The following is a 12531-nucleotide window of genomic DNA, read 5'->3' as shown; positions in this document are numbered from 1 at the left end:
AGTCGTTACGCCTGCTCCTTGAGCGTCTCGTACTGTTCGACGAAGCGCGCCTCACAGGAGCCACAGCAGAAGTAGTAGGGATCGTCGTCGAGGGTCGTGCGGACGCCCTCCTCGTCGACGGTATTGCCACATTCGGCGCAGTCCGGCGCGAAGTCGGCGGTGCCGAGACCGGGCGTCCACTCGGTGTCGGCGACGAGTCGCACGTCGTACTGCCGAACGTCCTCGAAGTCGAGGTGCGAATCGAGGAAGCTCGGCACCGCCGACTGTGGCACCGTCGCGGTGAGCGTCACGCGGCTGTCGGCGGTCCGAAAGACGTGTTCGACCGCCTCGGCGTCGGCGAGCGCGTCGCGTATCGCGCCCGCGCGACCGGGTTCGGCGTCGATCTCGACCAGCACCGGTACCCCGGAGCGGAGGAGCGACCGGTCGACGTCGACGGTGAACCCGCGAATCACGCCCATCTCGGTCAGGCGGTCGACGCGGTCGGAGACGGCGGGCGCCGAGAGGTCGACCTGTTCGGCGATGTCGCTGAACGGGCGGCGCGCGTCCGCGAGCAACAGTCTGAGTATCTCGCGGTCGGTGTCGTCGAGTCCTCGCATATCCGTGCATCCTCGGCGGAGGCTAATGAGTGTCCCTGTCGCTCAGAAGGGGAGACCGGCGGCGACGGCCCCCACGGCGGTCTCCCAGACCGAGAAGCCGAACAGGACGCTCATCGCGAAGTCGGCGGCGAAGAAGCCGAACAGCGCCGCCCCCGCGAAGTGGGCCTTCCGGAGGTCGAAGGCGTGCGAGAAGCGATAGAAGAACAGCGCGTTCGCCACGCTCACGGGGATGATAGCGAGCATCTCACCGGTCCAGATGGCCGTCGGGAACGCGGCGTACTGCGCGGCAAGCGAGATGGTGATGAGCTGGGTCTTATCGCCGAACTCGCCGAAGGCCATCAGGGCGAAGATCGGGAGGAAGCCGCCCATCTTGTTGGGGACCTGCCAATCGAGGACCGGCACGCGAACGTCCAGTTCGCCGCCGTCAGTCAGGACGCCGCTCGCCGGTTCCGTCTCGGCGTCGTCCGCCGCCGGTGCCGTTCGCACCAGCAGGTACGCGAAGACGACGAACAGCGCCGCGGTCATGGCGTCGAGGTAGATCCCAGGGAGCAGTCCGGTGACGGTCTGTCCGAGCCAGACCTCGACCGCCGTCCACCCGGCGAAGGCGGTGCCCGCCGCGGCGACGACCGTGTACGGGTTGAAGCGGGTCGAGAGCCCCGCGATGATGAACTGGACCTTCTCGCCCGGCAGCACCGCCAGTTGCGCGCCGGCCGCGATGAAGACGACCGTCAGCCACGTCGCCTCGCTCACGCACCGCTCACCTCGGCGACGACGTCGTCGCGGCTCCGGACCTGGATCGCGTCCGCGATGTGGTCCGGCAACGAGACCGTCTCGCCGTCCGCTAAGCGCACCGTCACCATCCCGATGGGCGCGATCTCCTCGACGACGAGCTCGGTCCCCGGCGTGATACCGACCTCGTCCAGGTACGTGAGTTCCTCCGCGTCGCGGTCGCGGACGCGGACGACTTCGAGGCGCGCGCCCTCGCCGTGGTCGGCCAGCACGGCCGCCGGAACGTCGTCGATGGGGTCGAGTTGGTCGTTGGGGATCGGATCGCCGTGAGGGTCGACGGTGGGTTCGTCCAGCGCGGCGGCGACGCGTCGCTCGAACTCCTCGCTGATGTGGTGTTCGAGGATCTCGGCCTCCTCGTGGACCTCCGACCAGTCGTACCCCAGCTCCTCGGTGAGGAACGTCTCCAGCAGGCGGTGGTGGCGGATGACCTCCAGCGCGACCGTCTCGCCCTCCGGCGTCAGCGTGACGCCCTTGTACTTCTCGCGTTCGAGCAGGCCGCGGTCCTCGAGCTTCTCGACCATGCTCGTCGCCGTCGGCGGCGTCACGCCGACCGTCTCCGCGATGGTCGAGGTCGCCACGGGCGGGTCCCCCTCCCGTTCGAGGCGGTAGATAGCCTTCAGATAGTCCTCCATCTTCGCGCTCAACATACGCCATTTTAGACCGGTCTAACACAAAAGGATGGTGCAGGCTAAGCGCAAGTTTCGCGGAGAGCTACCACCGCTTCTCGTCCTCGGCGCGGTACGTCTGCCGGCGGTTCCGGGTCAGCAACCAGAGGAACAGGTAGCCGACCGCACCGAGGGCGAACACCGTCGCCGGGATGAGAAACGGCCCGAACGTCCGCACCAGCAAGTCGAGTCCCGACGTGACGGCCATGCGCCGGCTTGGGACGCCCGACGGATAAACGACGAGGATGCGGCACGGGGACGCGGACTACTCGGCAGGTACAAGCCACCGGCGGACGAACGCCGCGCCATGTACCGACCGGGTCACTACGGCGCGGCGCTGCTCGTCTACGCGCCGGTGGGATTCGCGCTCCTGTCGTTCGATTTCGCGGGTCTGGCGGTCCTCGGCGGCGCGCTCTCGCTCGCTCTCGCGCCAGTCCCCGACCTCGACCAGCGGATTCCGCTGATCAGACACCGCGGCGTCACCCACACGCTCCTCTTCGCCCTCGTCGTCGGGGGCGTCCTCGGAGCCATTGGGTGGGCCGCGGGCACCGGGACGGGCGTCGAGACGTCGAGGCGACTGGCGGCGTTCGGCGGGGTCGTCGGCACCGCCGCCGTCCTCTCGCACCTGCTCGCCGACGTCATCACGCCGATGGGGATAACCCCGTTCTGGCCGCTCTCGCGGAAGAATTACACGCTCCGACTCGCCCGTGCGGACAATACGATAGCGAACTACCTGCTGCTCGCACTCGGGGTGTTCGCGGTCGCGCTCGTCGTCTCCGTCTCGCGATCGGCGCTCCCGGCCGCTTAGATGAGGTCGCGGCTCTCCAGGGAGGCCATCACGTCGTCGACGAGCGAATCGACGTTCTCGTAGGGGAAGTCGCCGTCGAGTTTCGTGTTGAGCTCCATCGCCGTCATCGAGAAGTCGCCCGACTCGAACTTCGTCGAGGGGCCGTTCGGCAGCGCCGGGATGAGCCCCATCGGGCTGGAGACGGGGTAGTCGGCGTCCTCGAAGGCCTCGGTGAACTGCTCGCGGAGTTCGTCTCTGTCGACCATAATCGTTTGACCCATTGCACAAGCCGTTTCATAAAGGGTTCGACATCGGTACACTCTCCCGTTGTTTTGAGTTTATTCGAGGGCGGCGAACCTTCTTGCTCGTCGATACCCTTTCCCGCGTATGAACGGTCCCACTCGCCGTCAGTTCCTCGCTGGCGCTGGACTCGCGCTCACCGGGCTCAGCGGCTGTACGGGTCCCGGTGACGGCGCTGGCGGGCAGACGACGCCGACGCGAACCCCGGACGCCTCGCTGTCGGCCCTCGAACTCGGCGTCGACCCGGTGGCCTCCGGGTTCACCGCGCCGGTGGACGTCGTCGCGCCGCGCGGAGACGAGTACTTCGTCGTCGACCAGGCCGGGCAGATAGCGTATCTCGGTCCCGACGCCGACGAGCCGACGATGGCGCTCGACGTCACCGACCGGATGGTCGACGTGAGCGGCTACGACGAGCGCGGCCTCCTCGGGATGGCGCTCCACCCCGACTACGACGGATCGGGACGCGCGTTCGTCAGATACAGCGCGCCTCGACGCGAGGGGACGCCGGCGAACTACTCGCACACGTTCGTCCTCTCAGAGTTCGCTGTTTCCGACGGCGCGCTCGACCCCGAGAGCGAGCGGCCGATCCTGGAGATTCCGGAACCGCAGTCCAACCACAACGCGGGGTCGGTCGGGTTCGGCCCGGACGGCTACCTCTACGTCGGTGTCGGCGACGGCGGCGGGGGCGGCGACGTCGGGACCGGCCACGTCGAGGACTGGTACGACGCCGTCGACGGCGGTAACGGGCAGGATATCACCGAGAATCTGCTGGGGAGCATCCTCCGCATCGACGTGGACGGCGAGGGCGAAGACGGTCGGCCCTACGCGATTCCAGACGACAATCCGCTGGTCGGCGAGTCGGGCCTCGACGAGCAGTTCGCGTGGGGCTTTCGGAACCCGTGGCGATTCTCCTTCGGCCCGGACAGGAACTTCTTCGTCGCCGACGTAGGCCAGTCGCGCTTCGAGGAGGTCGATATCGTCGAGGCCGGCGGCAACTACGGCTGGAACGTCCGCGAGGGCCGGCGCTGCTTTCAGGCCGAGGAGTGCCCGTCGGAGACGCCCGACGGGACGCCACTACGGGATCCGATCATCCAGTATCCCCACGAGGGCGGCGCGGTGTCGGGCATCTCCGTCATCGGCGGCTACCTGTACGATGGCGACGCCGTTCCGGCGCTCACCGACCGCTACGTCTTCGCCGACTGGCGGGCGAACGGCGACCTGTTCGTCGGGACGGACACCGGCGAGTCGCGGTGGTCGGTGACGGCGGTCCCCGTCGCGGACGGCGAGATGGGGTCGAACGTCCTCTCCTTCGGCCGGACGCCGAGCGGGGAGCTCCTCGTCTGTTCGACCGACGAGGGCGGCCTCTCCGGGTCCACCGGCGCGGTCCATCGGCTCCGAGAAGCCTGAGGACCGGAAAACCGCGCGGCTGGTGCGAGGTCGGCGAGCGATCAGCGCGACCGCCGACCGTCGTCGGTGTCGCGACGCGCCATTCGTTCGGCCGACTCGCGGTCGGTCTCGACCCGCTGCTCGCCCTCGCTTCGCACCAGCAAGAACAGCGCGAGCGGTGCGGCGAGCGCGAGGATCAGGAAGACGAGCGCGACCAGTCCGGTCGTCATCTCAGCCGAGGAAGACGTCGGCGAGGTCGCTCGCCGCCGATCCGGTGTCTCGGTACAGTTCCGAGTAGCCGCAGTTCGTACACGAGACGACGCGGAACTCGTTGGACTGCACGTCGAACATCTTCGAGATGCCGCCGCCGGTCGTGGAGATGCGACCGACGTCGGTGCCGGTGTGACCGCACTTCGGGCAACCGCTGTCGCTCTCGCTGTCGTCGGAGGGTGTATCGGGGACCATGCACCTTCGAATTCGCGCGGTCCCCTTACAAATCTATTCCCGCCGTGGGAAGGGTTGGCAGCCGTCGGTATTATGCCGTCGGAACGCCGCTCGCCGGAGGTCAGTCGTCGGCGGCGACCGGCTCGCCGTGGCTCACTTCGTCGCCCAGCAGATCCATGAACTGGGCGACCCACTCGGGGTGGTCGGGCCAGGCCTGCCCGGTGACGAGGTTCCGGTCGGTGACGACGCCGTCGACCCACGAACAGCCGGCGGCCTCGCACTCGGCGCGACAGGCCGGGTACGACGTCATCTCGTAGCCGTCTAACACGTCGGCGGCGGCGAGGATCTGCGGGCCGTGACAGAGCGCCGCGACGGGCTTGTCCGCCTCGAAGAAGTGCTGGACCGCCTCGATGACCTCGTCGTGGGTCCGCAGATACTCCGGAGCGCGGCCGCCGGGGACGACGAGAGCGTCGTAGTCGCTCGGCGTCACGTCGGCCATCGTCGCGTTCAGTTCGAAGTTGTGGCCGCGGCTCTCCATGTACGTCTGGTCGCCGCGGAAGTCGTGAATGGCCGTCTTGATAGTGTCGCCGGCCTCCTTCTGCGGACAGACGGCGTCTACCTCGTGGCCCACCGTCTGCAGCGTCTGGTACGGGACCATTATCTCGTAGTCTTCGCCGAAGTCGCCGACGATCATGAGGATGTCTTTGCCCATCGGTATCACCACCCGGAACAACGGTCGGCGGCGGCATAAAGGCGTAGGCCAGCCAACAGGAGCGTCGTAACGGACGACGACCGTCTCGTCACCGGGCGGCGTCGAGGACGTCGTCCACGTCGGCGAGCGAGTCGAGGACGTAATCCGGCGTCACGTCGCTCCGTTCGAGGGCCGCGTCGTCGCTGACGCCCGACCGGACGAGCGCCGTCGTCATCCCGGCGCGCTCGCCCATTCGGATGTCCGTGTCGAGCCGGTCGCCGACCACCAGACACTCCTCGGGGGCGCAGTCGACCCGGGAGAGCGCCGCGTCGACGGCCACCGAGGAGGGCTTCCCGAGAATTCGATCGGGCTCGCGTTCGACGACGCCCGCGACGGCTCGGATTATCGCGCCGGACCCCGGTATCGGGTTCCCGTCGGCGTCGGGAAACGTCCGGTCGGGGTCGGTCCCGAGGAACGCGGTGTCGCCGTCGAGGACGCGCAGCGCGTCGTGCATGTCCCGATAGTGGAACTCGTCGGTCCAGGAGGCGAGCAACACGTCCGCCGCGCCGCCGGGGTCGGTCACCAGCTCGGCGCTGGTCCCCCGAACGCGCTCGCGGAGCGACGGCGACCCGACGACGAAGACGCCGTCTCCACCGTGATTCTCGTTCAGATACTCCCGCGTGACTTCCGCCGACGAGCAGGCCTCCCCCTCTCGGGCGTCGACGCCGAGCGACCGCAAGCGGTCGACGTACTCCGCGCCGTCGTGGAGCGGGTTGTTCGAGAAGAAGCAGATCGAGAGCCCCCGCTCCCGGATGCGGGAGACGGCGTCGGCCGCCCCGGGCAGCAGGTTATCGTCGTGGTACACCGTCCCGTCGAGGTCCAGAATCACGCCCCGGAGTGTCATCGACCGACGTAGGGGGCCGAGACGCAAAAACCCGTCTCAGTCGGCCGGTTCGACGCCGGTGAACTCGAAGCGCGCGCCGCCGCGCTCGCTCTCGGCCAACTCGACGGACCACCCGTGGGCCCGCGCGACCTGCCAGACGATGGCGAGGCCGATGCCGGTTCCCTCGCCCGAGGACTCCCCCATCTCGAAGACGTCTCCCGACGCGTCGATACCGACGCCGTCGTCCTCGACGTAGAAACCGCCCGGGAGCGAACCGACCTCGACGGCGACCGGGTCGTCGTGTTCGGTCGCGTCGTCGGACTGCGTCCGGTTGCTCGTCGAGCCGTGCTCGACGGCGTTTCGAAAGAGGTTGGTGAAGAGGTCGTGGGCGCGTTTCGTGTCGGCGAGTATCGTCGCGTCGGTCGTCACCGACAGCGTGGCGTCGCCTGTCTCGACCCACGCCCACGCGTCGGTCGCCAGCGCCTCGACGGTCACGCGCTGCGGGTCATCGACAGTGCGTCCCTCGCGGGCCAGCGTCAGCACGTCCTCGATGATCTCGCCCATCCGCGTGAGCGACCGATCCACTTTCGCCAGCAGGTCCGCCTCCGTCTCGTCGTCGGGGCGTTCCAGCAGCTCCATCGCGCTCTGGGCGACGTTGAGCGGGTTCCGCAGGTCGTGGCTGACGACGCTCGCGAACTCCTCCAGTCGCTCGTTCTGTCGCTCCAGTTCCCGTTGGCGAGCGACCCGCTCGGTCACGTCGCGCTCGACGAGTTGGACCGTGTCTCGCTGCCGGTGGCTCTCCACGGGGACGAACTGCGTCTGGTAGTGCCGACCGTCGACCGAGTCCTCCAGCTCTTCGGTCTCGCCGGTCTCGACGGCCCGCCTGACCGCGGCGACTCTGCGCTGAGCGGGCTCCGCGTCCATCACGTCGGTCAGGTGCTCGCCGACCAGCGAATCGGGGTCTCGGCCCAGTCGGTCGGCCATCGCCCGGTTCGCGGAGAGAATCGTGCCGTCGGTCGCCACCTGCGCGATGCCGTCGGGGGAGTTCTCGACCAGCGACTCGAACTTCCGGCGGGTGCGGTCCTGCCCGACGACGCTCTCGATGCGGTTGGCTAAGCGACCGTACTGTTTGTCCTCGACGACTTCGAGCTTGAGGAGGTAGTCGGCCACCCCGGCGGCGATGGCCGCGCTGGCGGTCTCTTCGTCGCCCCGCCCGGTCAGGAGGATGAAGGGGAGCGTGGGGTCGTCCTCACGAATCGCCCGCAACAGCGACAGTCCGTCCATCTCCGGCATCTCGTAGTCGCTGACGACGCAGTCGAACTCCCCGTCGGCCAGTCGAGAGAGCGCGGCTGTCCCGCTGTGTTCTGCGACGGCCTCCATGCCGTGCTCCTCGGTCAGCGTCTCTGCGGTCATCTGCGCGAAGAACTCGCTGTCGTCGACGACCAGTACCCTGATTGATTCCGCTGCCATCGTGGCTCGTACTTTCTCCTAGAGAGCGCTTCGTTACTTATAGGTAGAGGTCAGAAAAATGTGAGAAAATCAAGCGGTCCGGAACCGGCGTTCCCACCGCGGTCCGGCCCGCCCGGTGAGCCACCGCCCGACGACGCCCGCGATCACCGAGAGCGCGACCGCGCCGACGACGGCGAACGAGGGCGCGATGGAGACGACCAGCGCCGCGACCAATAGGGGGACCGCGAGCGCCGCGAGCGCCGCCCCGAAGCAGGCGAACAGCGCCGTATCGAAGAGGAGTTCGTTGGGAGCGAGTCCGGTGAGGTACGCCGAGACGCCGAAGACGTAGCCGGCGACGCCCGGCGCGACGAGGAGGCCGACGGCCAGCTGAGCGAGCGGATACCACAGCGCCGCGACGGCCAGGTACGCCGCAGCTGCCGAGAGCGAGAGCAGGAGATACGCCCGGAGCGTCCCCGAGAATACGCGTTCGTAGCGCACCGGAAACCGGAGGTACTCACGCGGTGCATCGAACTGGGTCACCCAGCTGTACGTCGTGAACGCGCCCAGTCCCAGCAGCGTCCCGAAGGCGATGCCCGCGTGCGGCTCGATTCCCGTCGCCATCGTTATCCGGTCGAGTAACAGCGCCGTCACCGCGAAGAGGACACCCATCGAGAAGACGACCTTCCCGACCGACCCCGAAGAGCGGGCCACGGACAACAGCGGCCGCCGCGTCAATGGATCCGCGACGCCCGTGAACAGGCCGTCAGTCCGCCGATGGCGACCCGACGAACCCTCCTCGATCGGTTCGAACAGCGCGACGCCGAGGGCGGCCAACAGCGCCGTCGGAAGGAGGCCCCGAACGACCGATCCGGGCGTTCCGCCGGCGTACAGCGCGTAGGGCGTGTACGCGACGAGGTCCACGAACCCGCCGACGGCGGCCGCCGCGCCGACCGCGAGAACAGCCAGCAACGCTACCCGACTCCGGCCCGCGAGCGCGACCAGCGCGAGGCTCAGCGACGCGCCGAAGGCGAACGCGGCCACGACGGCCACCCAGAGGCGCAGGAGCGGGTGGATCGCGGTCCCCTCCGCGACCGCAACCGCGCCGTAGCCGACGACGGCCGGCGTGAGGACGAACCCGGCGTAGTAACAGACGTCCTTCAGGAGGAACGTCGCCAGCAGGCGTTGCCAGGAGACGGGGAGCGTCCGCGCGGAGAACACCAGCAGCGTCGTGTCACCCAGCACGTCCCGGAGCGCATCGCGGCCGACGAGGCCGATGGTGCCGACCTGCAGACCGAAGAAGCCGACGAGGGCGACCAGTCCGCCGGCGACCGCTTCGGGGCCGGTTCCGGTCAGGCCGAGCAGCCACGTCCCCGCGCCGGTCAGGACGGCGATGGCTATCGGAAAGGCGGCGAAGCGGCCGCCGCCGAAGAGGTGGCTGTGCAGCCGCCACTCCTCGCGGAGCATCCAGCGGAACAGCGTCCCGGTCACGCCCGCGCCTCCGCGACCGCCGGGTCGCCGCCGACCTCCTCGACGAAGTACGCGAGCAACTCCTCCTCGCTCATCCCGCGCGGGTCGCACTCGGCGACCAGTTCGCCGTCGTCCACGATGCCGACGTGGGTGCACAGCTCCGCCGCGACGTCGACGTAGTGCGTCGAGAGGAAGAGCGTGTTCCCCCGCGAGCAGTACGCCGCCAGTTGCTCTTTGACCCGCTCTTGCATGATGGGGTCGAGATTGACCAGCGGCTCGTCGATGAACACGAGGTCCGGGTCGTGGAGGAACGCCGCCGCGAGCATCACGCGCTGGCGTTCGCCCTCCGAGAGGCCCGTTGCGAGCGCGTCCAACACGCCGGCGAATTCGAGGCGGTCGGCCCACCCGTCGATCCGCGTCTCGATTTCCGCGGTCTCACGCACCTCGCCGACGAACGTCAGGTACTCCCGCGGCGTGAGGAAGCTCGGCGGGTCCTCGCGCTCTGGGAGGATGCCGATGGCCTCCCTGACGGCCATCGGCTCTGTGACCGGGTCGCGGCCGACGACGCGGGCGGTCCCGCTCGTGGGTTCGAGTTGACCGGTCAGCAGTTCGATGGCGGTCGTCTTCCCGGAGCCGTTGGGACCGAGCAGCCCGAACAGCGCCCCCTCCTCGACCGAGAGGGAGAGGCCGGAGAGCGCGGTGACGTCCCCGAACCGGCGCGTCAGGTCGCTCGTCTCGATGGCAACCATGTCGAGCGGGAACAGACGAGGCGCTCTCTTAGCTGTTCGGTCCCCGAAATCATCGCTGAAACTGGGCGTCGCGCCCGTCGGCCCGCGCGCCGCGGAGGTGCCAGCGGGAGGTCCAGAGCACCCACGCGCTGAACAGCAGCGAGCCGAGCAGTTCGGGGATCGCGAGCCCGCCGCGGGACAGCCCGCCGCCCGAGAGCCACCACCACCAGACGCCGACGTGGAGCGCCACCAGCGCGACGGTTCCCGCGGCTCGCTCGGTCGCGCCGGCGAGCGCGTTGCCGACGGCGTAGACGGCCATCGCTACCATCGACGCGAGATAGAGCGTGATCGCTGCCGGGCCGTGAAGGGGCTGCGTGTACGGGAAGACGCCGACGCCGACCATCCCCAGCAACGCGACGCAGAGGGGAAGCGCGGCGAGGCGTTCCACGAGGTTCGTGCTGCCGGTCCAGAGCGCGTAGGAAAACAGCAGCCCGACGAGTCCGCCGAGGACGAGGCCGCCGTCGAACAGCAGCGTCGTCACCGGCGTCGCCACGGGGTCGCCGGGTTGCCCGAGGTTCGACAGCGCGTGGTCGCCCCACGCGAAGGACGGCGATGCGAGGGTCGCCCCGGCGATAGCGGCGTTGGTCGAGACCACCGACGCGACGCCGGCCCACCCGCCGAATTCCTCCAAACTCCCGTCCAGTTCGCTCACTGTGTCAACTATCCACGCCCGGTCAGTTGTAAGCGTTCTGGAAACACTCAGTCCAGCCACAGCGGCCGTGGCGGTGCGAGGGCGAACTCGGTGCCGGGGCTGTAGTGAAACAGCGGGTCGCCCGCCGGGTTCGGCAGGCCGAGCGTCCGCAACAGCGATCCGCTCACATCGGCGTCGACGGTTCGGAGCGGCCACGGGTCGTGGCCCACGCTTCCGACGAGACGAGTGCCGAAGGGGTCCGTCGTGAAGTACCGCTGGCGCTCGACGAGGAACGAGGCGAGCGAGTCCGGCGGAGCCGTCGTCGCCTCGCCGTCGCTCGGCGCGTAGCGGAGATCGAGCGCCCGACGACCGTCCACGTCGAGGGTCCGCCGCGAGCGGAACTCGCCGCCGCTCGTCTCGTGAGTGAGCACGCCGTCGCGGTACGGGAGGCGGAGCGTCGGGGCGGCCGCCGCGGTCGCGAACGCGTCGTCAGTGAACAGCGCGAGGAAGCGGACGCCGCGCTGGCCGTTCGGGCCGCGAACGTAGGTTCTGACGTTGACCGCGTGGGCCGGTCCGACCAACTCGACGCCGAAGGACTCGACCCCGCTGACGGTGTGGGCGAGCGCCGTGACCCACGCGTCGCCGTCCGCCGTCTCGACGGCGAGCCAGTCGGGGAGCGACCGCGAGAGGGCGTCGGCCTCGACCGGCCAGTGACAGAAGCAGGCGTCAGTCACGGTCGCGGAGAGCGGCGTCACCGAGAGCACGGGGCGAACTCGGCGCGCCGAGACAATCAGTCTGCCGGGCCTCGCGGCCCGTAACTCTATGGTGGAGTCGGTCCCACACCCGGACATGGAGTTCGAGGTGATCCAGGGCGATATCGCCGCACAGTCGGCGGACGCACTCGTCAACGCCGCGAACACGAGCCTCCGGATGGGGTCGGGCGTCGCCGGCGCGCTCAAGCGCGCGGCGGGGGGCGGCCTCGACAAAGAGGCCGTCAGCAAGGGTCCGGTCGACCTCGGCGGCGTCGCCACGACCGACGCGTACGAGCTGGACGCGGAGTACGTCGTCCACGCCGCCGCGATGCCGCCCGGCGGCCAGTCGACGGGCGAGAGCATCCGCGACGCGACGCGGAACGCGCTCGCGGAGGCCGACGCGCTGGGCTGTGAGTCGGTCGTCCTCCCCGCGATCGGCTGTGGCATCGCCGGCTTCGACTTCGAGTCCGGCGTCCGAATCATCTGCGAGGAGATCGCCGCGTTCGAACCCGAATCGCTCTCCGACGTGCGGCTCATCGCGTACGACGACACCGACTACGAGACGATACGCCGAATTGCCGGCGAGGTGCGCGGGTGAGCGACGGCGATCGGGAGAGAGACGACCGGCCGGGCAACGGCGGCGATACGGACGTCGACCGGCCGGTCGTCTGCCCGGTCTGCGGTGCCGATTTCGAGTCGGTCTCCGTCCACGACGAGGGCGTGATGGTGAACCTGCTGGACAACGACCGGTTCCAGCGCGTCTGCTTCCAGCCGGTCAGCGACGACGCGGGGGCCCCGCTGGTCCGCTTCTTCCATCACACGCACGAACAGGCCGAGACCGGGCAGCCCGGCACGCCGGGCGGGCGGGTTCCCTGAGATCGCTTCGAGCGGTCGCCTGCTCAC

The 12531-nt window shown here is 69.1% G+C and carries 18 protein-coding genes; 4 read left to right on the top strand and 14 right to left on the bottom strand.

Annotated features, from left to right (window positions below; translation table 11 throughout):
• Nucleotides 1–5: 5 nt before the first annotated feature.
• The 4 genes from GO488_RS03100 to GO488_RS19575 form a co-directional block, all read right to left on the bottom strand.
• Nucleotides 6–596 (bottom strand): winged helix-turn-helix transcriptional regulator, encoded by a 591-nt coding sequence (locus GO488_RS03100; RefSeq protein ID WP_162316336.1) that lies wholly within the window; start codon nt 594–596, stop codon nt 6–8.
• Nucleotides 597–638: 42 nt separating this feature from the next.
• Nucleotides 639–1346: a TMEM165/GDT1 family protein gene (locus GO488_RS03095; RefSeq protein ID WP_162316335.1), complete on the bottom strand. Its 708-nt coding sequence runs from the start codon at nt 1344–1346 to the stop codon at nt 639–641.
• Nucleotides 1343–2032 (bottom strand): metal-dependent transcriptional regulator, encoded by a 690-nt coding sequence (locus GO488_RS03090; protein WP_164509611.1) that lies wholly within the window; start codon nt 2030–2032, stop codon nt 1343–1345. The genes GO488_RS03095 and GO488_RS03090 overlap by 4 nt, the downstream gene beginning before the upstream one ends.
• 64 nt (nt 2033–2096) lie before the next feature.
• Nucleotides 2097–2258, bottom strand: coding sequence for a hypothetical protein (locus GO488_RS19575; protein WP_164509610.1), 162 nt, complete (start codon nt 2256–2258; stop codon nt 2097–2099).
• A 99-nt stretch (nt 2259–2357) separates the two neighbouring features.
• Between GO488_RS19575 and GO488_RS03085 the strand changes: the two genes are divergently transcribed.
• Nucleotides 2358–2858, top strand: coding sequence for a metal-dependent hydrolase (locus GO488_RS03085; protein ID WP_162316334.1), 501 nt, complete (start codon nt 2358–2360; stop codon nt 2856–2858).
• Here the strand turns inward: GO488_RS03085 and GO488_RS03080 are convergent.
• Nucleotides 2855–3103, bottom strand: coding sequence for an MTH865 family protein (locus tag GO488_RS03080; RefSeq protein ID WP_162316333.1), 249 nt, complete (start codon nt 3101–3103; stop codon nt 2855–2857). The two genes, GO488_RS03085 and GO488_RS03080, sit on opposite strands and share 4 nt — an antisense overlap.
• A 121-nt stretch (nt 3104–3224) precedes the next feature.
• Between GO488_RS03080 and GO488_RS03075 the strand changes: the two genes are divergently transcribed.
• On the top strand, nt 3225–4544 hold the full coding sequence (locus tag GO488_RS03075; protein WP_162316332.1) for a PQQ-dependent sugar dehydrogenase: 1320 nt from the start codon (nt 3225–3227) through the stop codon (nt 4542–4544).
• A 41-nt stretch (nt 4545–4585) separates the two neighbouring features.
• Here the strand turns inward: GO488_RS03075 and GO488_RS19570 are convergent, their stop codons facing one another.
• The 9 genes from GO488_RS19570 to GO488_RS03035 all read right to left on the bottom strand — a co-directional run bounded on the left by GO488_RS19570 (nt 4586) and on the right by GO488_RS03035 (nt 11640).
• Nucleotides 4586–4753, bottom strand: coding sequence for a DUF8143 family protein (locus GO488_RS19570; RefSeq protein ID WP_164509609.1), 168 nt, complete (start codon nt 4751–4753; stop codon nt 4586–4588).
• Between the two features lies 1 nt (nt 4754).
• Nucleotides 4755–4988: a zinc ribbon domain-containing protein gene (locus tag GO488_RS03070; protein ID WP_162316331.1), complete on the bottom strand. Its 234-nt coding sequence runs from the start codon at nt 4986–4988 to the stop codon at nt 4755–4757.
• Nucleotides 4989–5088: 100 nt separating this feature from the next.
• The gene (locus GO488_RS03065; protein ID WP_162316330.1) at nt 5089–5679 is read right to left on the bottom strand and encodes a DJ-1/PfpI family protein; all 591 of its coding nucleotides are present in this window, start codon (nt 5677–5679) and stop codon (nt 5089–5091) included.
• An 88-nt stretch (nt 5680–5767) separates the two neighbouring features.
• Nucleotides 5768–6562, bottom strand: coding sequence for an HAD-IIA family hydrolase (locus tag GO488_RS03060; protein ID WP_162316329.1), 795 nt, complete (start codon nt 6560–6562; stop codon nt 5768–5770).
• Nucleotides 6563–6598: 36 nt separating this feature from the next.
• A complete protein-coding gene (locus GO488_RS03055) occupies nt 6599–8011 on the bottom strand; it encodes a sensor histidine kinase (protein WP_162316328.1) in 1413 nt (470 codons plus the stop codon).
• Nucleotides 8012–8080: 69 nt separating this feature from the next.
• Nucleotides 8081–9478: a hypothetical protein gene (locus tag GO488_RS03050; protein WP_241692884.1), complete on the bottom strand. Its 1398-nt coding sequence runs from the start codon at nt 9476–9478 to the stop codon at nt 8081–8083.
• Nucleotides 9475–10206 carry an ABC transporter ATP-binding protein gene (locus tag GO488_RS03045; RefSeq protein WP_162316327.1) on the bottom strand — a complete coding sequence of 244 codons (732 nt, stop codon included), beginning with the start codon at nt 10204–10206 and terminating at the stop codon, nt 9475–9477. The genes GO488_RS03050 and GO488_RS03045 overlap by 4 nt, the downstream gene beginning before the upstream one ends.
• A gap of 49 nt (nt 10207–10255) precedes the next feature.
• Nucleotides 10256–10897: a DUF998 domain-containing protein gene (locus tag GO488_RS03040; RefSeq protein ID WP_162316326.1), complete on the bottom strand. Its 642-nt coding sequence runs from the start codon at nt 10895–10897 to the stop codon at nt 10256–10258.
• A gap of 47 nt (nt 10898–10944) precedes the next feature.
• On the bottom strand, nt 10945–11640 hold the full coding sequence (locus tag GO488_RS03035) for a DUF2071 domain-containing protein (RefSeq protein ID WP_162316325.1): 696 nt from the start codon (nt 11638–11640) through the stop codon (nt 10945–10947).
• An 85-nt stretch (nt 11641–11725) separates the two neighbouring features.
• On the opposite strand from GO488_RS03035, the gene GO488_RS03030 reads away from it, so the two are divergent.
• A complete protein-coding gene (locus tag GO488_RS03030) occupies nt 11726–12226 on the top strand; it encodes a macro domain-containing protein (RefSeq protein ID WP_162316324.1) in 501 nt (166 codons plus the stop codon).
• Nucleotides 12223–12504 (top strand): DUF8145 family protein, encoded by a 282-nt coding sequence (locus GO488_RS03025; RefSeq protein ID WP_162316323.1) that lies wholly within the window; start codon nt 12223–12225, stop codon nt 12502–12504. Before GO488_RS03030 ends, GO488_RS03025 begins: the two co-directional genes overlap by 4 nt.
• Nucleotides 12505–12531 lie beyond the last annotated feature (27 nt).

It is taken from the genome of Haloarcula limicola (assembly GCF_010119205.1).
Taxonomy (GTDB): Archaea; Halobacteriota; Halobacteria; order Halobacteriales; family Haloarculaceae; genus Haloarcula; species Haloarcula limicola.
The sequence above is the reverse complement of the archived record's forward strand: the minus strand, read 5'-3'. Positions and strand labels throughout refer to the sequence as shown.